The organism is Marinomonas sp. NPDC078689 (assembly GCF_044542435.1).
GTDB lineage: Bacteria > Pseudomonadota > Gammaproteobacteria > Pseudomonadales > Marinomonadaceae > Marinomonas > Marinomonas arenicola.
The window spans coordinates 162,612-184,168 of sequence record NZ_JBITUJ010000003.1; the positions used below are offsets into that span (position 1 = coordinate 162,612).

At 45.4% G+C, this 21,557-nt stretch carries 16 protein-coding genes; 5 read left to right on the plus strand and 11 right to left on the minus strand.

Annotated elements, in window-relative coordinates:
* Position 1 precedes the first annotated feature (1 nt).
* From aroC to yjjG, 3 genes are all read left to right on the plus strand, one after another.
* Entirely contained in the window at positions 2-1,099 is a 1,098-nt protein-coding gene (gene aroC / locus ACIGBN_RS06970; protein WP_133003917.1) for a chorismate synthase, read from the plus strand.
* A 67-nt stretch (positions 1,100-1,166) separates the two neighbouring features.
* Positions 1,167-1,718: an inosine/xanthosine triphosphatase gene (gene yjjX, locus ACIGBN_RS06975; RefSeq protein ID WP_133003916.1), complete on the plus strand. Its 552-nt coding sequence runs from the start codon at positions 1,167-1,169 to the stop codon at positions 1,716-1,718.
* Between the two features lie 15 nt (positions 1,719-1,733).
* The gene (gene yjjG / locus ACIGBN_RS06980; RefSeq protein ID WP_133003915.1) at positions 1,734-2,423 is read left to right on the plus strand and encodes a pyrimidine 5'-nucleotidase; all 690 of its coding nucleotides are present in this window, start codon (positions 1,734-1,736) and stop codon (positions 2,421-2,423) included.
* Between the two features lie 262 nt (positions 2,424-2,685).
* Here yjjG and ACIGBN_RS06985 read toward each other — a convergent pair whose 3' ends face one another.
* The gene (locus tag ACIGBN_RS06985) at positions 2,686-3,531 is read right to left on the minus strand and encodes an AraC family transcriptional regulator (protein ID WP_396664460.1); all 846 of its coding nucleotides are present in this window, start codon (positions 3,529-3,531) and stop codon (positions 2,686-2,688) included.
* Between the two features lie 118 nt (positions 3,532-3,649).
* On the opposite strand from ACIGBN_RS06985, the gene ACIGBN_RS06990 reads away from it, so the two are divergent.
* Positions 3,650-4,135 carry a YHS domain-containing (seleno)protein gene (locus tag ACIGBN_RS06990; RefSeq protein ID WP_396664462.1) on the plus strand — a complete coding sequence of 162 codons (486 nt, stop codon included), beginning with the start codon at positions 3,650-3,652 and terminating at the stop codon, positions 4,133-4,135.
* 318 nt (positions 4,136-4,453) lie between these two features.
* Positions 4,454-5,953: a methyl-accepting chemotaxis protein gene (locus ACIGBN_RS06995; RefSeq protein WP_396664464.1), complete on the plus strand. Its 1,500-nt coding sequence runs from the start codon at positions 4,454-4,456 to the stop codon at positions 5,951-5,953.
* A gap of 82 nt (positions 5,954-6,035) precedes the next feature.
* On the opposite strand, the gene ACIGBN_RS07000 is transcribed toward ACIGBN_RS06995, so the two are convergent.
* The 10 genes from ACIGBN_RS07000 to ACIGBN_RS07045 form a co-directional block, all read right to left on the minus strand.
* Complete coding sequence (locus tag ACIGBN_RS07000) at positions 6,036-7,928, minus strand: methyl-accepting chemotaxis protein (RefSeq protein ID WP_133003912.1); 1,893 nt, start codon at positions 7,926-7,928, stop codon at positions 6,036-6,038.
* Positions 7,929-8,179: 251 nt separating this feature from the next.
* Positions 8,180-11,299 carry an efflux RND transporter permease subunit gene (locus ACIGBN_RS07005; protein WP_396664467.1) on the minus strand — a complete coding sequence of 1,040 codons (3,120 nt, stop codon included), beginning with the start codon at positions 11,297-11,299 and terminating at the stop codon, positions 8,180-8,182.
* 9 nt (positions 11,300-11,308) lie between these two features.
* Positions 11,309-12,838 (minus strand): efflux RND transporter periplasmic adaptor subunit, encoded by a 1,530-nt coding sequence (locus tag ACIGBN_RS07010; RefSeq protein WP_396664469.1) that lies wholly within the window; start codon positions 12,836-12,838, stop codon positions 11,309-11,311.
* The gene (locus ACIGBN_RS07015; RefSeq protein ID WP_396664470.1) at positions 12,835-14,220 is read right to left on the minus strand and encodes a TolC family protein; all 1,386 of its coding nucleotides are present in this window, start codon (positions 14,218-14,220) and stop codon (positions 12,835-12,837) included. Before ACIGBN_RS07015 ends, ACIGBN_RS07010 begins: the two co-directional genes overlap by 4 nt.
* A 69-nt stretch (positions 14,221-14,289) precedes the next feature.
* Positions 14,290-14,748: a hypothetical protein gene (locus ACIGBN_RS07020; protein WP_396664472.1), complete on the minus strand. Its 459-nt coding sequence runs from the start codon at positions 14,746-14,748 to the stop codon at positions 14,290-14,292.
* 149 nt (positions 14,749-14,897) lie between these two features.
* Positions 14,898-16,064, minus strand: a complete 1,167-nt coding sequence (locus ACIGBN_RS07025; protein WP_133003907.1) for an MFS transporter — start codon at positions 16,062-16,064, stop codon at positions 14,898-14,900.
* 148 nt (positions 16,065-16,212) lie between these two features.
* A complete protein-coding gene (locus ACIGBN_RS07030) occupies positions 16,213-16,563 on the minus strand; it encodes a hypothetical protein (RefSeq protein ID WP_133003906.1) in 351 nt (116 codons plus the stop codon).
* Between the two features lie 102 nt (positions 16,564-16,665).
* A complete protein-coding gene (locus tag ACIGBN_RS07035; protein ID WP_396664475.1) occupies positions 16,666-19,515 on the minus strand; it encodes a heavy metal translocating P-type ATPase in 2,850 nt (949 codons plus the stop codon).
* Between the two features lie 22 nt (positions 19,516-19,537).
* Complete coding sequence (locus tag ACIGBN_RS07040; RefSeq protein ID WP_133003904.1) at positions 19,538-19,954, minus strand: MerR family DNA-binding protein; 417 nt, start codon at positions 19,952-19,954, stop codon at positions 19,538-19,540.
* A 251-nt stretch (positions 19,955-20,205) separates the two neighbouring features.
* Positions 20,206-21,501, minus strand: coding sequence for an NAD(P)/FAD-dependent oxidoreductase (locus tag ACIGBN_RS07045; RefSeq protein ID WP_396664477.1), 1,296 nt, complete (start codon positions 21,499-21,501; stop codon positions 20,206-20,208).
* Positions 21,502-21,557 lie beyond the last annotated feature (56 nt).

Consider the following 21,557-nt stretch of genomic DNA (forward strand, 5'->3'; position numbering starts at 1 on the left):
TATGTCTGGTAATACTTTTGGAACACTTTTTAAAGTCACCACATTTGGTGAAAGTCATGGCCTCGCATTGGGGGCCATTGTCGACGGCTGTCCTCCAGGCATAGAGATATGCGAAGCCGATTTACAAAGAGACCTTGATCTACGCAAACCTGGCACATCAAAACACACGACTCAGCGTCGCGAAGCGGATGAAGTAAAAATCATGTCCGGTGTTTTCGAAGGCAAAACAACAGGCACGCCAATCGGCTTGATCATTGAGAATACCGATCAACGCTCACGAGATTACGGCAACATTGAAGACACCTTCCGCCCGGCGCACGCTGATTATACTTACGACCAAAAATATGGCTTCCGTGATTATCGCGGTGGCGGTCGTTCTTCTGCCCGTGAAACCGCCATGCGCGTTGCCGCAGGCGCGATTGCTAAGAAATACCTAAAACAGCAATTTGGCATTGAAATTCAAGGTTTTTTGTCACAACTTGGTCCCATCAAGCTGGCAGTGAAAGATTTAAGTCAGGTCTACAATAATAGCTTTTTCAGCCCTGACCCAGATGCGATTCCTGAACTAGAAGAATACATGACAGCCTTGCGCCGTGAAGGCGACTCTATTGGTGCGAAAATTTCCGTCATCGCAAAAAACGTAATGCCAGGCCTTGGCGCCCCCGTTTTTGATCGACTGGATGCTGATATAGCCAAAGCGATTATGAGTATTAATGCCGTGAAAGGCGTTGAGATTGGCGATGGTTTTGATGTCATTGAACAAAAAGGCAGTCAGCATCGTGATGAAATGACACCAGAAGGCTTCTTAAGCAATCACGCCGGCGGTGTGCTTGGTGGCATTTCTTCAGGACAAGATATTATTGTCCATATGGCGCTGAAACCAACATCGAGCATTACCATTCCAGGAAAAAGCATCAACCGTGCGGGCGAAGCCATCGACGTGATTACCAAAGGGCGTCATGACCCTTGCGTTGGCATTCGAGCAACACCGATTGCCGAAGCCATGGTTGCCTTGACGATCATGGATCACTTGCTAAGACATAGAGCGCAAAATGCGGATGTGGTGTGTCCCACTCCCATTATTAACGCTCAAGCTTAAATTGAATTGAGTCACCCAAAGCCGCAATCCTTGATTGCGGCTTTTTGTTTTTAAAGGAAGCCAGCTTATGCCTAACACTGTTATTCGAATTCGCGTTGCATCCAAAAACCCCGTCAAAGTAACGGCCGCGCATCAGGCCTTCAATCAAGTATTCCCAAATCACACGATTCACTGTGAAGGCATGGAAACCGAATCTGGGGTCGCCGATCAACCAATGACAGAAAATGAAACGCGCCTGGGCGCGCAAAATCGCATTCGTTATTGCAGAGCTCATGACACGAACAAGGAAGAAGATTACTTTGTGTCGATGGAAGGTGGCGTTGATGATTTTGAGGAGGGCGCTGCGACCTTTGCTTATGTCGCTATTGCTGGCCGTGATGGAAAAATACACACGGGTCGATCCGCTAACTTGCCGATACCAGACGCGGTTTATCTGCGTTTAAAAAATGGCGAAGAGCTTGGCGATGTCATGGATGATCTGTTTAAAACAGACAACGTAAAACAAAAAGGTGGCGCGATCGGTTTGCTTACAAACCATAGGGCCACTCGCGAAAGTACCTATACGCAGGCACTTATACTTGCGCTCGCGCCAATACTGCACCCTGATTTGTATTTATAAGGATAAAATAGATAAATGAATTACGATTGGATTATCTTTGACGCCGATGAGACCTTATTCCACTTTGATAATTTCTCAGGTTTAAGCCACATGATGCTAAAACACAAGGTGACTTTTAGCGCAGATGACTTTGCAGAATATCAAAGTATCAATAAACCATTATGGGTGGCTTACCAGGATGGAAAAGTGACGGCGAAAGAGCTGCAAACTCGTCGATTTCAACGATGGGCTGATCGACTGAATATTCCTGCCCATCAGCTTAATCAACAATTTCTAGAATCCATGGCAGAGATATGTAAGCCGTTGCCAGGCGCACAGGCGTTAATGACGCATTTAGCAGGCCAATCTATTAAATCTGCCATTATCACCAATGGATTTACGCAACTTCAAAAAGTGCGATTGGAACGAACAAAGTTTGACCAATATTTTTCCCATGTGATTATTTCGGAAGAAATAGGCGTAGCGAAACCCAATGTTGCCATTTTTGATCATGCACTTGAGAAAATGGGCAATCCAGATCGTAAGAAAGTATTGATGGTTGGTGACACATTAGAGTCGGACATTCTGGGTGGCATTAACGCACAGATTGATACTTGCTGGCTCAATCATCATGGCAAAGTACACCCAGAGCACATTGTGCCCACATATCAAATCAGCTCGCTGGATCAACTGACAGAAAAACTAAAGGCTGCAAGTAATCGTTAATCAAAAGTCCTGATTGCTTGTTAACGTTAGCGAATTAACAAACGCGATAACAAGCAAATCAAGCCAACGAGGAAGTAACAGAAATAAGCGTTTGGGTGCACGGCTATTTCACTCCACTATTTCCGGTAAATGTTATTATCGGAAATAGTGTATATTAGTACTTCTGGGCTGTTTTATCGCTAAATCCCTTGATGATGATTCATTTAACACGCTACGGACTGTTTGTTGGGCAAAAAATAACGCTTTCTCCGCATCCTTATCTTTACCTAGCATCAAGCTCACTCGATTTCTTCTGCCACTCTTTTGGTGACATGCCCGTTTTCTTTCTGAATACTCTGGCTAATACAGAGCCATGTTCGTATCCCACTTTGTTTGCAACAAAGCCGACGGTCTTATCTTGCCGTAATAATTTCTGCGCCATAGAAATACGCAAATCCGTTAGAAAGTCATTTGGCGTTTGGCCCAGCGTGTCACGAAACAATTCGGTGAATTTAGAGCGAGACATGGCTGCATGTTCTGCCATGCGTTCAAGTGTCCAAGCGGTTTCTGGCGATTCTTGCAGTTTTATCAATGTTGTTGCCAACATTGGATGACTTAGCCCCGCCAACATCCCTTGTACAATCAATCCTTCTTCAGTGAGTTTTTTAAACATCTGAATGACTAAAATATCGCACAACTTGCTGACAATGCTTTTCTGACCTAGACCTGAACGATCCACTTCTTGAAAAAGCCAAGTGACGGTATCTGATAAGGCATCGCCATTTAGTTCATGAAAAATAATACTCGGCAATCCTGACACCACGCTCTGCTGCTCAAGTGCCGTAAAATGCACCGAGGCACAAATCAGTTCTGCCGGCTGATCTTTCTCTGTCATTATTTGGTGTGCAGAAGAAAAAGGTAAAAATATCACGGCTGGCTTTTCAAATACCATCTTATGACCCGCGTCACGTAAAACGGTCAATTTGCCGGAGCGTAAATAATGCAGGTGCCCTCCATTCTTTGTGTTGTGGTTTTCGAGTGTCTTACCGCCACAAAAACCACCGCTGAAAATAATCTCAGAACGGATAGAAAAGTTCTCAATGATGCTCTCTAGTTTATTCAAAGCCACCTGCTTCACTCTCTTATTTGGACGATTTGTATCAACTTTAGGACGTCTCGATGCTTATTCAATAGCCGATAAAAATACACTAGAGTGACTTTATTGAACTTAACAGAAGGATAACAAGATGCAAGTTTCAACATTTATCAAACACATTGCCGTGGCAAGCGTACTTTTTTCCAGCGTAGCAACCTTTGCTGCAGATATTGATTCAAATGCAGACGCCAACGATCTGGCCATTCAAGGCTATGACACCGTTGCCTACTTTACAATGGGTAAACCTGTATTGGGCAGCACCGAATTCACTTCAAATTACAAAAATGCCACTTTCCGATTTGCCTCTGAACAAAATAGAAATCTCTTTAATAAGGATAAAGTGAAATACGCCCCTCAATTCGGTAATTTCTGTGCAATGGGCACCGCAATGGGCCTGAAGTTTGATGTAGACCCAACAGCATGGAAAATTGTCGAAGGAAAACTGTATCTGAATTTAAATAAAGACGTACAGAAAGCCTGGTTAAGAGACGTTCCTGGAAACATAAAAACAGCGGAACAAAACTGGCCAACACTCAAAGATTTAACCGCAGATCAAGCAAAAGCCTTGAATGGGTAACGCACTAAACAGCTAAAAACTCATAGCCTATGGAAAAACGCCATAGGCTTATTTATACCTTTATCTAAAAAATCCCCCATCATTGCCCTCCTTATTTTGCTCAATCTAGTAGATTTCTAACCAATTGATCAATTTTTGTAAATAGACTATTGCTTGCTTTACGAAGCTTTTATAATTCGCTCTGTTTATTTATCTTTTGGAATTTCCCGAGAATGGATTTTTGGAAAAAACCTTAAAAATCATCAAGAAACAAATCCAATAGTTAATTCTCTGCGTATAGAAAACAAGAAATCAACAAGCTCGTTGAGGAGCTCAATAATGTCAGTTACAACAAACAACACGTTAAAAAATGATCTGTTAATCTATCGATTTTTACTTGTTCAAATTCCTGTTTTGCTTATTAGCGGTCTGGTTGGTGCTTCGCTTTTTTCATTTACCCTGATCTGTGCAACGCTTCTTTTTGTCATAACACAATGTCTCTATAGCCTTTTTAAAGGTACGCAACTATTCGCGGTGTGCGCTGGTATTTTGATGATGCTGGTGTCGTCATGCTTAATTCAAAGTCAGTTGGGCATGGTCGAGATGCATTTTCATATCTTTGCCTCTATGGTGATTTTTTTAGTCTATCAAAGTTGGAAACCCATTATTGCGGCCTTGCTGACCACCGCGATTTACCATATTAGTTTCATGTTTATTCAAATGAGCGGCTATTCCATTGGTGATATGCCCATTATGGTGTTCTCTGGAGAGCACAACACGTGGATCATGATAGTCCATTGTCTTTTCGCTATTTCAGAATCTATTTTATTGATTTATATGGCTTTTCTTATGAAAAGAGAATCCACTTCAAATCTTAATATTGCCAATGCCATATCTGTTATTTCCGATAATAATGACTTATCTGTTCGTTTGCATAACCCAACCTCAAATGCAGAAATCACCTTTAATTTATTACTGGATAAGCTCGTCGGTCTCTTTAACGACTACCAAAACATTGCCAATGAGCTGGTTAGTAGCAGTGGGAAAATTCAAGAAATCAGTGAGCAAGTCACAGGGCATGTCATGACCAGTGATGAAAGAGCCCAGATGGTAGCCACCTCCGCGGCGGGCATTTCCCATACTATGAAGGTCATTTCGCAAAGCAGTAGCGAATCGGCTAATCTCATTGGAGAGCTAGAGCAAGGAATTTTAAGTGACAGTAATCAGACTCTCGATATCATGAAAGACATGGAACTATTGTCACAAAATACCTCCTCCATTTCAGAATCATTAACCTCCCTGACGGCCGATGTGGAGTCCATCACCACCCTGCTCAATTCTATTCGCAGCATTTCAGAACAGACGAACTTGTTGGCGTTAAACGCGGCCATCGAAGCGGCAAGAGCGGGAGAAACTGGCCGAGGTTTTGCTGTTGTAGCAGATGAAGTGAGAACCCTTGCGTTGCGATCAAGCCAATCAACCGATGAAATTGAAAAAGTACTCAGTAACTTAAATACCAGTGTGAGTAATACGGTTCACTCAATGGAATCAGGTAAAGAACGTACGTCGATCAGCGTCGAACATGCCGATAAAATCTCTAAAGCTTTATTAGAAAGAGCTCAGTCGGTTAACCAGGCCGTTCACGCCAGTAAAGCGATTGCTCAAGAGTCCGTTGAGCAAGAGCGTGTCATCTCATCGATTAATGAGCAAGTAGGAGAAAATGCCAAGTCGATTGCCTCGTTATCTGCCCTGATGGACCGTCTTCAGCAGAGCAGTAAAGACATTAACGCCGTAACCAAAATCTACGAAGCAAAAGCAAACCTGTTTAAAACACACTGATTAATCCATAAAAAATGCCTCACTCAAACCTGAGTGAGGCATTGTCTAATCCTGATGATTCTTAAACACCCAAGACTAAAAGCTACACTTTAAAGCCCGCTACCAGGGTATCCAGTCTAGTCGACAGAGTACTCAAGGCCTTACTTTTATCCGATAACTCATTGGCACTGGTAACGCTGCTCATGACAGAATCTTGAATGCCGGTCACATTTTGCGCCACGTCTTCGATGGCAGCAAGCTGCTGCTCTGTTGCTAGGGCCACCTGCTGATTGATCTTGTTCATCGTATTCACTTGTTGATCAATCATTTCCAGTGACTTAGTGGCAATTTGCATAGAGTCTACGGCATCATGGGCGATTTTCTGCCCAGAGGTTGAAGCAACCAAAGCCTTTCGAGATTCAGATTGCAACTTGTCTATCATGACCTGGATTTCATCGGTGGACTGCGCGGTGCGTTTCGCCAAGTTACGAACCTCATCCGCAACCACGGCAAAGCCTCGTCCTTGTTCACCGGCGCGGGCAGATTCAATGGCCGCGTTTAACGCCAATAAGTTCGTTTGCTCCGAAATGTTGCGAATAACTTCTAATATGCTGCCAATTTGCTCAGAATTCTTCGCAAGTTCCGTAACGATGATCGCCGTTTTCTCGCTCTCTTCGGCCAAGTTTTCTACCGTACTTTTTGCAGAAGAAACAACGCTTAGACCATTTCTCACTTCTGTTTCTACGGTATTGGCGGTGTCTGCAGCGTCGGCGGCATTTTCAGATACTTCGCGAACCGAGGCCTCTACTTCGTGTATCGCGGAGGCCACCATAGAAGTTCGGTCACTTTGCATTTTGGCGTCATTTAACATGGAATCAGCGGAATTTAGCATGGTTTTCGAAGCATCATTCAGCTCATTACTGGTTTGAGTAACCTGCTTCACCATATTGTGTATGACGCTCACAAAATTATTAAAGCCATTGCCAATGCTCGCCAGCTCTATTGGTCCTGTATTGTCCAAACGATGACTTAAATCGCCCTCGCCTTCACCAATATCTTTCAAATTATTGGCCACTACTTGCAACTGCTTTACCAATCTTGAGCCAATTAAGAAAGCCACGATCACACTAACGATACTCAGCAAAATCCCCATTAAGAGCAGAGAATTCCCCATAGAAACGACGCCACCAAAGACAACACTATTCGGGATTTCTGCCACTAATATCCAGCCCATGGCCGGAATATACTGGCTGGCTAAAACAGAATCTTTCGCCATGACGATGTTTAAACCGTCTTGTTTAAGCAATGCTCTGCCGATTTTATTGCCATATAAGTCAGTGACCTTGGTTTTCTCTAACAAACTTTCATTACGATGTACTTTTAATGTACCGTCTGTCGACACCAAATAAACAAAACCACCGCCATTAAAGGTGAAGTTATTTAGGTAATCCGTCATCTTATTTAAATTCATACCAAAACCGGCCAAACCAATGCCATTTGGGTTTTGATAGTTAACAAACAGCTTTATCTCACCGGTCCCTGCGTTGCGATAAACACTGACATTCTTTTCTTTACCCGAACGCGTGAAATCAAAAAACCAACCATCTTTATCGGTACTCAAGGTTCGTAAAAAACCGTCTTGATTCCAATATTGTGCGCTTGATCTGTCTGCCCAAGAGGCCGTGTCTAAGCCAAGTCGTTCTTTCGTATTATTTAACAAGGCGACCACAGCGGCTTCGCCGGATTTAGAATGTCCATTTTTGGCCCACTCTAAAATCATGGGGTTATTGGCTAATAATTCAGCATTGATTGATAAACTCTCAATCTGATTCTCTACGGAGTTTTTAATTTGTGTAAGTTGTGCAGGGAGTTCTGTTTCCGTTGTGCGCTTTAACATCACCGCTCTTGCCTGATAAAAGCTTAAAATCCCCATAGAAATGGTGGCGATTAAAACCACGATGACAAACGCATAGATAAGACGTAATTTCAATGACACAGAGTGAATCCTTTTACGAAAATGAGTGGCCAGCCTTCGATGCTGTCCAATTGGTCAGGTACCCGCGTAGTTTAATCAAATACTGGAAAAAATGATCTAGGGCGCGTGGAATTAATTAAAAAATAACCTCTTATCTTTACCTTAATAAGCATAGGTAGAATACTTTTTTGCCCTTATAAAGATGAAATCAGAGCCAAAAAGTCAACGACATGAATCGTTTGTTTTTGGCTCTGACTTTGCGCTTTAAAAGGTTATTTTAATCTGGACTTTTTCCATAAGAAATACACCACAGGCAAGACCAATAGAGTCAAGATGACCGCACTGACCATGCCTCCAACCATGGGCGCAGCAATTCTACTCATTACTTCTGATCCCGTACCTGTGCCATACAAGATAGGCAACAGGCCAATAATAATGGCCGCCGCCGTCATCATCACCGGGCGTACCCGCATTCCGGCGCCATGCAGAACCGCATGATAAAGAGTCTCCACATTGGGTTGCGTATTGTTGTCAGCGCACTCTTGCTTTGCATCACGCCATGCTTGATTTAAATAGACCAACATAATTACGCCGATTTCCACCGCCACACCTGCCAAGGCAATAAAACCAACCCCCACAGCGACAGAAAAATGAAAACCAAGTAAATACATCAGCCAAGTGCTGCCCACCATGGCAAAAGGTAAGGTCCCCATGATGATCGCCACTTCAGAAAAAGTACGAAAATTAATGTACAAAAGGACGATAATAATCAGCAAAGTAAGCGGTATCACATAGGTGAGTTTCTCTTTTGCTCTTTGCATGTATTCGTATTGCCCTGACCATACCAAGGAATAACCTGTTGGCAACGTCACTTGCTCTGCGACCACTTTTTGAGCGCGCTCAACGTAGCGACCTATGTCCATGCCCTCAATATCCACAAAGGTCCAGCCATTCAAACGTGCGTTTTCACTTTTTAACGCCGGTGGACCCTCTTCTACATAGACACGAGCAAGATCGCCTAACACAATATTCAAACCAGTCGGCGTGACAATGGGCAGTAAGGCTATCTGTTCGGGAGAGCTACGATAATCTTGCGGGTAACGCACATTAATCGGATAGCGCTCTAACCCTTCCACCGTATTGGTTACATTGGCGCCACCAATGGCAGAAGATATAAAGGTTTGGACATCTTGAATGTTCATGCCATAGCGAGACGCCTTACCTCGATCGATGTCAATTTTCACATACCGACCACCTGCAACCCGCTCTGAATACACAGACGCTGTGCCCGCCACTGGCTTTAAGGCTTTTTCTAGTTGCATACCAATGTCTTGAATAATGCTTAAGTCTGGTCCAGCTACTTTAATGCCAACTGGCGTCTTAATACCCGTTGCTAACATATCAATACGCGTTTTAATGGGCATTACCCAAGCGTTTGTCATACCGGGTATCTTGACCAACTGATCCAGCTCTTGTTTTAACTTGGCTTTGGTCATGCCATCGCGCCATTGCGACTGAGGTTTGAACTGAATAAAGGTTTCTATCATGGTTAATGGCGCGGGGTCGGTGGCCGTTTCTGCTCGTCCGACCTTACCAAACACCGTTTTCACCTCAGGGACCGTTGCGATTAATTTGTCGGTTTGTTGCAGTATCTGCCGAGCTTGCCCAATGGAAATACCTGGAAACGCGGTTGGCATGTACATCAAATCCCCTTCATCTAAGCTGGGCATAAACTCACTGCCTAATTTATTCACGGGCCAGAGACCGATCAATAAAATAACCAAGGCGATGCCAATGGTCCGTTTAGGTGCGTTCAATACCGCCTTTAATGCGGGTAAATAGATTGCCTGTAAGGCTCGATTTATCGGGTTTTTATGCTCAGATAAAATGTTACCGCGTACAAAATACCCCATCAAAACAGGAACCAAAGTGATGGCTAACGCTGCCGAGGCGGCCATGGCGTAGGTTTTGGTGTACGCCAAAGGACCAAACATACGCCCTTCTTGAGATTCCAAGGTAAATACAGGCACGAAACTAACGGTAATGATTAACAAACTAAAGAACAGCGCTGGTCCCACTTCTGTCGCCGCCGTAGCGACAACCTGCCAACGATTTTCCTTGGTCAGCGGCGTTTTCTCCATGTGCTTATGGAGGTTTTCAATCATTACGATGGCGCCATCAATCATGGCACCTATGGCAATCGCAATACCACCAAGGGACATGATGTTGGCGTTGATGCCTTGCCAATGCATGATGATAAACGCCGTTAGAATCCCCACCGGCAAACTAATAATGGCCACCAAAGAGGAGCGAATATGAAACAAAAACAGCATGCAAACTAGGGCCACCACAATGAATTCTTCGAGTAGCTTGGACCACAAATTGTCCACCGCGCGGTCAATAAGACCAGAGCGATCATACACGGTCACCACCTCGACGCCGTTGGGTAAACTGGCTTTTAAAGCGTCAAGTTTCGCTTTTACCCCTTTGATGGTTTGTTGAGCATTTTCACCGTAGCGCATCACCACCACGCCGCCGACGGTTTCTCCTTCGCCATTCAATTCTGCGACACCACGGCGCATCTGTGGACCAACACGAACCTCAGCGACGTCTTTTATCGTCAATGGTACGCCTTGATCAGAAACGCCAAGGGGGATCATTTCAATGTCTTTGACACCTTTGATATAGCCAGACGAACGCACCATGTACTCGGCTTCTGCCATTTCAATAACAGACGCGCCAACTTCTTGATTACCGCGTTTAATCGCATTTTGAATGTGACTCAGTGGCATCTTGTAGGCGCGCAATTTATCTGGGTCGACACTGACTTGATACTGCTTAACCATGCCGCCAATGGGCGCGACTTCGGAAACCCCTGGAACGGTTTGCAGTTCAAATTTTAAAAACCAATCTTGCAATGAGCGTAACTGGCTCAAATCATGCTGGCCTGTTTTGTCTACCAAGGCATACAAATACACCCAGCCAACCCCTGTGGCATCTGGGCCTAATTGCGCTTTTGCGTTATCTGGCAAGGACGGAGCGACCTGGCTCAAGTACTCTAAGACACGACTTCTGGCCCAGTACATGTCTGTATTTTCATCAAAAATGACATAGACATAAGAGTCGCCAAAAAAGGAGTAGCCACGAACGGTTTTCGCACCAGGCACAGAGAGCATAGCCGTGGTTAATGGGTAAGTTACCTGATCCTCGACCACCTGAGGTGCTTGCCCTGGGTAACTGGTTTTAATAATAACTTGCACATCTGACAAGTCTGGAATGGCATCAACCGGTGTATTCTTGAGCGAATACAAACCAACAAAAACAAGAATAAGGCTAGCTAATAACACCATTAAGCGGTTGTTAATAGACCAACGGATTATCGCTGCAATCATAATCAACTCCTACTTAACGTCAGTATCTGAGAAATCAGTAACCACAAAGAGAGTGTCGCTCTGACGGGTAATGGCAAGTTGCATGTCTCTGCCGATCGGCAAATCATCCAACACCAGGTCTTTGGCTAACGTAAAGGTCATGGTCATTTTTGGCCAGCCCCATTCGACGATCGCCTCGTGATTCACATTGATGCTTCTAGTGGTGGCATCGATCCGATTGATGCGTGCCGACACCCAGACGGTATCCTTATTGTGTGCGGTGTCTTTAGTGCTGCTAAGAGGTGTTTTTTTTGTTTTTTGAGCGCGCTCATTTTGACTGCTCATACGTCTGAAGTCGGAGCTTTTACTGGATTCTGAGTCCAACAGAAATTGTGCTGAAGTGACCACTTTATCTCCCGCCAGCAGCCCGTCTTGAATTGCTACGTAATCATCACCCAATGCGCCGACGGTGACGGCCAATGACTTATATTGGCCATCCCCTAATGCGAGCACGACTCTGTTTTGTTCTCCGGTGCGAATCAATGCCTCTTTTGGAATCAATAAAGCAGGTTGTTTGCGGCGTGTTTTAATCTGCACATGGGCGAACATATTTGGCTTCAACAAGCGATCTGGGTTTACCAAACGCACGCGAACCCGTAAGGTACGCTCTTTTTCCGTTAACTCTGGGTAAATAAAATCCACCTTGCTGTTAAAGGTTTTTCCCGGCAAGGCAGCAAGGGTCGCGTTAACCTCTTGCCCTATCTCTACTTGATGAGCTTGGCGTTCAAAGACATCGACATTGAGCCAAACCTCACTCAGATTGACAATCGACATCAAGGTTGTACCAGGCTTTATATAAAAACCCTCTTGAACACCTAAGCGCTCTATTACCCCGCTTTGTGGCGCATAGAAGCGCACCGTTTGAGACACTTTTCGTGTTGACCTGAGTTCATCAATCAACACCTGAGAGACGTTCAATGCGCTTAGGCGCGCTGCGCCAGCTGAGATCATCGATTGGTCTTGTCGCTTCAATGCAAAGACAAATTCTTTCTGAGCGTTGACTAAGGCGGGCGAATACAAATCGAATAAAGGCTGACCTTTTTCAACAAAGTCGCCGTCTGATTTTACAAAGCTTTTTTCTACCCAACCTTCAACACGTGAATGCACATGAACCAGGCTGTCATCGTTATAAGCCAAGTAGCCCACGGTTCGAATAGCATTTTCTAAGTATCCGGTGAACGCAGCAGCACTTCGTACCCCCAGATTATTAACCACATCAGGGGAAATACGAATGGTTCCAACCCCTGCTTCTTCCTGCTTTGGTGTGCCATAAAAAGGCACCAAATCCATTCCCATAGGGGATTTTCCTGGCTTGTCACGTCGATAGTTCGCATCCATAGGAGCTACCCAATAAAGAGGTTTCGCCGGCAACGTTGGTGTGCTGGAGGCGCTGTCTGTTGCTGTCGATTCAGACGAGTCTGTGTGCTGGGCAAAAAAGTACCCTGTTGTAAAAAAGGCCCCAGCAAGAACAAAAAAACCGATTGTTTTGAGCATTTTCATTTGGCGATTACCTCTTCTTTCGTCGTCAACACATACGCTAATTGGGACAAACGTTTAGCACGCTCAACCTCGATATTTAACCGTTCTACATGGGCATTCAGTGTGTCTATACGAGCCTGTAGAACCTCGCTAAAACGCCCGTCATTATTGGTGTAGGCGTGCAACATAGATTGAGCACTGGCTTGGTAGCTAGGAATAAGTTGGTGCTGATAAAGGCTTATTTGTTGATCTAATAACCTAATGTCAGAAGTTAAAGAGCGATATTTAGCGAGTAAGTCGTTTAATACCAAGGCTTTTTCAGAGACCAATGAGGCAACCTCAAGCGACGCCGCTTTTACTTGAGCGTCCTGTCGACGGGTTGAAAAGATGGGCATGCTGACGCTCACCGCAACGGACGCCAGATCAGAGCGCGCCTTGCCATTCAGGTCATCGCTTCGATAGCCATAACCCAGCGTCACCCCCCATTCAGGTTTGTATTTTTGCTCCGCGATCGATTTTTCTATTTTTGCGGTGCTTGATTGCACATCCACAAGTCGAACCAAAGGATGCTGGCTCAGGCGAGCGGCCAATTGATCCAATGAAGACGCATTAAGGGACTGAACAACAAGATGAGAGTTTGCCCACAAAGAGGCTAAAGGAAGCTTGTCTGTCGCAAGCTGTATACTTTCTGGAACAAGTGACGGGTCGAGATATTGAGTCAACTTGGTCAGCGCATTTTGTTTGGCCTGATTGAGCTTCGTTAAACGCAAATCCAGGTTATGTATCGCTAATGTCGCACGCACCAGATCTTGCTGTTTTTCCTGCCCATATGCGCTGCGATAACGCCCTTCTACTTCTTCGTTAAGCTGCTCAAATAAGCGTTTGTTGTGCTGAACAAGCGCAATACTCTGTTCAAATTTATAAGCCGTTAACCACAAATCAGAAACGGTCATGGTGATGATGGCTTGACGGTTCTCCCGTAGTAAGGGCATTTGGTCGCCTTGTGCTGCGTATTTTTCACCAATGAGCGACAAGGTATCGCCAGCAGGAAATACTTGAGACACAGAGAGATTAACTTGCGTCATGGCTTCTTGGTGAAAATCGCCGGTGTCGGTGGGCAAGTTTGATAAGCCAAGGCTGATTTTAGGATCAGGCAATGCTGTCATACCACCACTTAAGGAGCGTATAGAAGCTTCTTTAGCCTGATTTGCCGTCAACCACTCATCCTGTGAGACCGCCTTACTGATTACGGTTTGAAGGCTCAAGGTTTCGGCATCGACGACAAACGAAGTCATTGATAAAGCCAAAACACAAACACTGCGATTGAATGTCTTAGTAAATACATGGGGGCGCTCGGCGTCTTGAAACGGACGCAAGAATGCCAAAAATAGATTGTTAACCATGGATTTTGATTCTCTTTAATAAATTCATGAACGCTCATTGCCCATAAGGCAAAGAGCAAAAAATCGAATTTAAGAAAGCGCTATAGGAGGGAAATAAGGGGTATTAGGGTAAGTGGAGCGATAAGAATTCACGGCTAAAACGGGCTGAATAGAAGAGAATACAACAGACGGGGCGTCATAACTGGCCAGCAAACCGGAAAAGCTACTGCAATGGTTGTCCATACAATCTTGATGATCATGATGTGTCGACATGCCATTGCAATCCTGAGAAACACAATGCATGTCAGTCATAGTGACAGCATGAGACAAGCGACTATCCTGAGACCGGAGTGAATCATGAGGCATAGAACCCTCATCGGATAAAATAGGGTCTGTCGTGTCCATTGCCATGCTGCTTGATGAAGAAGCACCAAGCATGCTGTTCGTCGTTATGGTGCTAAAGAATAGCGACAGCGCAAACAGACACAAGCACACAAAACTGTACTTCTTCGCAGTTGCATTGACGTTATCTAATACACATTTCGACATTAAAAATGGCTCTTATTTCAGTTGCATCACACTTTATGCAACTCTATAGACGATTGCAACCAAATGACATCATTAGATGCATTGCCCACAAGCCAACCGGTGCCAAGGTAAATAGCGCTTGTAACCGGTTAGCACGCTGTAATCGCTTATTATGCTGTCTGGGTCGAACCCTGAGCAAGTTTTCGACTTATCATCAGCAACAGCATGGCTGATACGGACAAAATCGCCGCCGTACTTGGAATCCAAGCGTAACTGAAACCAAGCGTTATCACAGCACCACCAAGTACAGCACCCAAAGCGTTGCCCAGGTTAAAGGCGCCAATATTAATAGACGATGCCAACCCAGGTGCCTGGTCAGCAATTTTCATGACGTTCATTTGCAATGCCGAGCCGCTACCGAAAATAGCCACACTCCAGAAAAAGACCATGATTCCTGCGGTGATTATATTGCTGGCGACCAAGCTAAACAAACACGCCATGATGATTTGTGCGGCAAAGGTAATAAACAAAGCGCGATCAGGCGATTTATCCGCCAATTTGCCGCCGATATAATTACCACAAGTAAAACCAACCCCAGCCAGAGAAAGCATAATGGCAATGGCGCTTTCAGATGCGTCTGCCAGTGTATGTAAGATAGGCGCAATGTAGGTGTACAAGGTAAACATAGAGCCCGCGCACAACACCGTTGTGCCAAATGCGCGCAACGCCGCTGGCTGCATAATAGACTGAAGCTCTTTGCGTACATCTGGCTTTTCAGTTGCGGCCATCGTGGGAAGATTTCGTGCTAGCCCTAACATCGCAACCACACCCAATACCGCGGTCACGGCAAACGCAACTCGCCATTCAATATTCTGACCCAACCAAGTGGTGATAGGCACGCCGATAATATTCGCAATGGTCAAACCCAACAACATAGAAGCAACGGCGGAACCTTGTTTGTTCTTGGGCGCTAAATTCATCGCCACCATAGCGCCAATACCAAAAAATGCACCGTGCGCCAAGCTGGTCACCACTCGAGCAAACATCAATATTTCATAGTTGGTTGCCAATGCCGCCAACGTATTGCCAACCACAAAAGTGCCCATCAAGCCGATAAGAGCGCTCTTTCGGCTAAAACGCGCTAGGTACAAAGTAACAATTGGCGCGCCAAACATAACACCAATGGCATAAGCACTGATCAATAACCCAGCGGTTGGGATGGAAACATGAACGCCATCGGCAATGACGGGCAATAACCCCATAGGCATAAATTCTGTTGTACCAATGCCAAACGCGCCCAGCGCGATGGCAAAGATTCCCCATTGATAAGCTTGCATAGATTGTAAAATTTCCCTGTTAAAAGACTGGCAATAAAAAAGGAAACCACGGTGTGGCTTCCTTATCGTTATATCGATGTATTTCGATATATGGTATCAGCAAAATCGGAAAACGTTCAGCCTCTTCACTGTTAAAAACAGTATATCATTATTTTTTCCCTTGTATTGGCCGTGGTGCCTTGCCACAACAATGGGGAATATGATTGAGATTGTCCCGTATATTTTGCTCGACCTGCTTCGCCAGATGCAATCGCCAACGATAGAAAATACCACGATTAAGTGACATGTTTGCCTTTTGAAGCCCCGACACTATGTCCGTTAATGAAATCAACAGCGCATCATAATGAACTAAAATACGCTGTTTCTTCCATTCTATCTGGAGAAACTCAATGCCCTCACGATGACGCCAGCGCTGAAAGAAATCGCCAGCAGTCGACTGAGTCATGCCGACCACCCGCAGAGTCACTTTAGCAACACAAGCCGAACGCGCATACGCCATATCATCCTCACTATTTTTTCTTACTTGGTGCCCAAAACCACCAAGCGATTAACGCGATTAATAACACACCTAAAATATTCACTAATACACTCATAGCCTCTCCTATCTATCTTGATTGCTGGTGTCAGTAAGTCGAGACGCAAAACGGCGTAGACGATTGGCGTTCGCCACCACAGTAATAGAGGACAAAGACATCGCCGCGCCAGCTACGATTGGACTTAGCAACCACCCAGTAAATGGGAATAACACCCCGGCGGCCAAAGGAATACCTAAGCTGTTATAAGCAAACGCACCCCAAAGGTTTTGTTTAATGTTGCCTAAGGTCGCCTGACTCACCTCGATAACTTGCGCCACGCTTGTCAGATCACTGCGAATTAACGTAATGTCGGCACTTTCCATCGCGACATCTGTGCCCGCGCCCATGGCAAAGCCAACGTCCGCTTGTGCCAAGGCAGGCGCATCGTTAATACCATCGCCTATCATGCCAACCACTTCGCCTTTCGCTTGCAATGTGCGCACCCAATCGAGTTTGTCATTGGGCATCAGCTCTGCATGGAACTCATCAATGTTCAGTTTATTGGCCACCAATGCGGCACTGTTTTTATTGTCTCCAGTCAGCATGATGACTTTTAGTCCCGCCTTCTGGAGCGTTTTAATGCCGCTTTCTGAGCTGGCTTTTATCGGGTCTTCAATACAGAAAACCGCCAACGCTTGACGACGATTCGCAAGGTAGACTTGTGTACTCGCTGCGTATTTTTCGTCTACCTTGGCCAGAGTAGAAAGATCAATGTTTTGCTCTTTCATTAACGCTTCGTTACCCAGAAAATACGTCTCTCCTTGAATTTCAGCTTGTAAACCACGACCCACGATGGACTCAAACTGAGACGTTTCATAGGTGTCTTGACTGGTTGCTTCAGCGTGGTCTATCAAGGCGTTGGCCAATGGATGATTAGCCCCTTTTTCCAGCGAAGACACTAACGTCGCGAGATGTGTTTCATCCTCGCCTGAAGCAAGCACTTGATGCACTACCTTAGGTTTGCCTTCTGTAATGGTGCCGGTTTTATCCAGCACTATCGTGGTCAATTCACTGGCTCTTTGTAAAGACTCGCCATTGCGAATCAAACCACCATATTCAGCGGCTTTACCAACGCCAATCATGGTAGAAATGGGGGTGGCTAACCCTAATGCACAAGGGCACGCAATGATCAGCACAGACACAGCCGCAACCATCATGTGAACCATGACCGGAGCAGGACCCAGATTAAACCAAGCCAAGGCCGCAAGCGTAGCCAATATCATGACGCTGGGAACAAACACCGAAGACACTTGGTCGGCCAGACGACTAATTGGCGGTTTTGAATTTTGTGCCGTTCCAACCATGTCAATAATTTGCGCCAGCAAGGTGTCAGACCCTATGCCTGTAGCACGATAGGTTAACGAGCCTTTACCATTGATTGTTCCTGCCGATACTTTGTCTCCTGGGTGTTTCTCGATGGGCACAGGTTCGCCAGTTAACATGGATTCATCCACACTTGATTGACCGTCACTCACTACCCCATCTACAGGGAATTTTTCGCCAGAGCGAACGCGAACCACATCGTCCATCTGAATCTGTTCAACGGCTAAGGATATTTCTGCCCCTTCGCGTACGACCATGGCAAATTTTGGGCGAAGGTCCAATAAACGGCGTAACGCAGCGCTGGTTTTACCACGTGCTCGCACTTCAAGCGCTTGGCCTAAATTGATTAAGCCAAGAATCATCACACTGGCTTCAAAATACAAATGACGCGCGTTTTCAGGAAACACACTGGGGGAAATAATGATCGCCATAGAATACAACCACGCGCTAATGGTACCTATCGTGATAAGGGTATCCATATTCGATTGACGAGATTTAAAAGCCCGCCATGCGCTACGGTAGTAATGTTTACCTGACACCGACATGACCAATAAGGTCAGCACGCCAACGAGGCCCCAGGCTAATCGTTGCCCTCCGGTTTCGACCATCATGTTGCCACCCAGCAAACCGTACAGCATCAAGGGCACCCCCACGAGAAGCCCTAGCACCGCATAATTTCGTTTGTCATGAAATTCTTTTCGTTCATTTTGCTGGCGATCTTCATCCGCTTTATCCGCATCTTCAATCAGAGACGCGCCATAGCCTGAAGACTCCACCGCTTTGATCAAGGTCTCTGCGTCTGTCAAAGACGACACTTGCGCGGTACGACTGGCAAAATTCACTTCGGCTTTTTCAACACCGGAAACACGATCCAATGCTTTTTGAATGGTATTCACACAGCCTGCACAGGTAATACCAGTCAAAGAAAATTGATATTTATGAGCGCGCTCACTGTCTGCTGTTTGATCTTTTGTAGGGCGGTCTTTTTCCGCTGCGGGCGGTATTGGGCTGCTGTCTGGCTCCGCGGCAGATTCTAATGATTGAGCCACCTCGATGTAATCCCCAAAATACTCATAGCCGGCATCGATAATGGCATCGCCAATGCGTTGCTGAGAAAGCGCCGTAGTCACCTCAAGACGATTCGCTTTAGGCTGCCCGTCTACTTGGGCCTCTGCGTCTAATGACTGAATGCTTTGGCGTATTTTAGCGACACATTTCTGACACGACATACCCTCAACCGCCAGTTGATAATGGGCTGGCTGTGAGGGCTCTTTTTGCGTCTCGACAACGTCTGCCGGCGTCTCGAAATCCCCTAATGTCTGGTAACCTGCGTCCCTAATGCTGGCTTCTACTTGCTCTTTTGCCAATACAGTTTGCACTTCAAGACGATTGTCTGCTGGCGTGCCAAGCACTTGAGCATTGGCATCGTGGTGTTGAATTTTCTGTCTAACTTTCGAGACGCAGCCTTGGCAAGACATGCCGCCTACGGCCAAATCTAAGGTCTGAACACGCGTCTCATTGGCGGGTGCTATTTGTTCATTAATATCTGACATACTGTCTCCTTAATGATCGCTATCATGATTTTTTGCTGTCTTCCCACTCTTCTATCAAGCAACAAATAGAATGGCCATCTGGGGTACCGTTTGGCATGCTTTCCCAATGTTCTAAGGCCGCTTCCATGGTGGCTAAATGCGCTTGCAGCTGTGCAATCTTTGCCTTGGTTTCAGGGACTTTCTTTTCCAATAAGTCTCTCACCATAGGACAAGGAGAATCGCCACTATCAGCCTGATCAAGAATCTCTTCTATTTGCTTTAAACTAAACCCTAAGGTACGAGACTGCTGAATAAACTGCATACGAGTAAACGCCGTATTATCATAAATTTGATAACCATTATTCGGGTCTCGTTGTGCGTGAATCAGCCCTAAGCGTGTGTAATGGCGAACTGTTTCACTCGTTACATTGGCTTTTTTCGCAAGATCAATAACGCGCATAAGAACCTCTTTGCTTAATCTAATAGGGTCATTGTAAAACCTATTGGTAACACATAGGTCAAGGGTTGAGGTTTAATCAAATAGATCTCATTAGTTGCTTCACATTTACTGAAACATTGAAGCTGCCATCCGCCACGTCAGGCAAAAAAAAGCCGCCGTAGAAAACCTCCCTATACTGAGGTCTTTGCTACGGCGGCATTTACACCATGATTAACTTTTTAAAAGTGAATGGCTTGCTAGCACACTAATCATTAATGAAGCTTAAGTTTTGGCTTCACGACTTTACCAATTTTTTGTGCCGCCATAACGATGGTGGCTTTAAACCAGCCGTGTATCGCAATGAGGTGCAAACGATACAGAGAAATGTAGACAAAACGCGCAATGCGCCCTTCGATGAACATAGAGCCACCCATGAGGTTGCCCATCAAGTTACCGACTGTGCTGTAGTTACTTAGGTTCACCAAAGAGCCATGGTCTTTGTATAAGTAATCTTTTAGCGGCTCATTTTTCAGCGACGCTTTGATGTTAGCGTAAACTAAAGAAGCCATCTGATGGGCAGATTGTGCCCGCGGTGGAACAAAAGAACCATCGGGTTGTTCACAAGCACAACAGTCCCCGATCACATACACATCATCAAAGTCTTTCGCCTGAAGCGTGCCTTTAACAACGATTTGGTTGCTGCGATTCGTTTCAAAGCCTTCAATGTCTTTAATAAAGTCAGGCGCTTTGACACCTGCAGCCCAGATCATTAGGTCAGCTTCAATAAGTGCGCCTTCAGCGGTTTGATAGCCGCCAACATCCGCACGTACCACACGGGTACTTTCGCTAATTTTAACACCAAGCCGTGTGAGTTCTTTCGACGCTAAGTTGGCAATACGCTCTGGTAGTGCTTTCAATATTCGATCGCCCGCTTCGACAAGCTCCACATGCACACGCTTTCCGGACATTTCCGGCATGCCATAGGCTTTCATCAAATCCGCTACGTGGAACAATTCAGCAGACAATTCGACCCCTGTTGCGCCACCGCCAACAATGGCGATTTTCAACTTAGCTTCAGGGCCTTCTTGATGGACTCGTAAAAAGTGGTTAAGTAAGGCTTGCTGGAAACGCTCAGCTTGCTTGTGTGAATCTAGGAAATAACAATGCTCAGCAACGCCTGGCGTACCAAAGTCGTTACTAATACTGCCTACGGCCATGATGAGCGTGTCATAGGAAAGATTGCGTTCAGGTAAGATTAAATGACCTTTGTCGTCACTTAAAGAATCAAGAGTGATGGTTTTTGCCGCTGGGTCAACACTCGTTACCGTACCGAGTTGGAATTGATAATGGTGCTTGGCAGCATGAGCTCGATAGTTCACACCGTCATTATTGATATCAATAGAACCGGTGGCAACTTCATGAAGAAGCGGTTTCCAGATGTGTGTCCGGCTGCGGTCGACTAAGATGATTTCTGCTTTGTCTTTGCCTTTACGTCCTAGTCCGTGGCCAAGTCGGGTAACAAGCTCTAAACCACCTGCGCCACCGCCCACAACAATAATTCTTTTCATTTCATTCCCCTATAACTGAATAATCAGGAAAATATTCAGCAAACACTTTCCTGATT

What these genes read in the sequence shown, in the direction of transcription:
- aroC (WP_133003917.1), top strand. Translation starts at nt 2, where the DNA reads ATGTCTGGTAATACTTTTGGAACACTTTTTAAAGTCACCACATTTGGT.
- yjjX (WP_133003916.1), top strand. Translation starts at nt 1,167, where the DNA reads ATGCCTAACACTGTTATTCGAATTCGCGTTGCATCCAAAAACCCCGTC.
- yjjG (WP_133003915.1), top strand. Translation starts at nt 1,734, where the DNA reads ATGAATTACGATTGGATTATCTTTGACGCCGATGAGACCTTATTCCAC.
- ACIGBN_RS06990 (WP_396664462.1), top strand. Translation starts at nt 3,650, where the DNA reads ATGCAAGTTTCAACATTTATCAAACACATTGCCGTGGCAAGCGTACTT.
- ACIGBN_RS06995 (WP_396664464.1), top strand. Translation starts at nt 4,454, where the DNA reads ATGTCAGTTACAACAAACAACACGTTAAAAAATGATCTGTTAATCTAT.
- ACIGBN_RS07005 (WP_396664467.1), bottom strand. Translation starts at nt 11,299, where the DNA reads ATGATTGCAGCGATAATCCGTTGGTCTATTAACAACCGCTTAATGGTG.
- ACIGBN_RS07010 (WP_396664469.1), bottom strand. Translation starts at nt 12,838, where the DNA reads ATGAAAATGCTCAAAACAATCGGTTTTTTTGTTCTTGCTGGGGCCTTT.
- ACIGBN_RS07015 (WP_396664470.1), bottom strand. Translation starts at nt 14,220, where the DNA reads ATGGTTAACAATCTATTTTTGGCATTCTTGCGTCCGTTTCAAGACGCC.
- ACIGBN_RS07020 (WP_396664472.1), bottom strand. Translation starts at nt 14,748, where the DNA reads ATGTCGAAATGTGTATTAGATAACGTCAATGCAACTGCGAAGAAGTAC.
- ACIGBN_RS07025 (WP_133003907.1), bottom strand. Translation starts at nt 16,064, where the DNA reads ATGCAAGCTTATCAATGGGGAATCTTTGCCATCGCGCTGGGCGCGTTT.
- ACIGBN_RS07030 (WP_133003906.1), bottom strand. Translation starts at nt 16,563, where the DNA reads ATGGCGTATGCGCGTTCGGCTTGTGTTGCTAAAGTGACTCTGCGGGTG.
- ACIGBN_RS07035 (WP_396664475.1), bottom strand. Translation starts at nt 19,515, where the DNA reads ATGTCAGATATTAATGAACAAATAGCACCCGCCAATGAGACGCGTGTT.
- ACIGBN_RS07040 (WP_133003904.1), bottom strand. Translation starts at nt 19,954, where the DNA reads ATGCGCGTTATTGATCTTGCGAAAAAAGCCAATGTAACGAGTGAAACA.
- ACIGBN_RS07045 (WP_396664477.1), bottom strand. Translation starts at nt 21,501, where the DNA reads ATGAAAAGAATTATTGTTGTGGGCGGTGGCGCAGGTGGTTTAGAGCTT.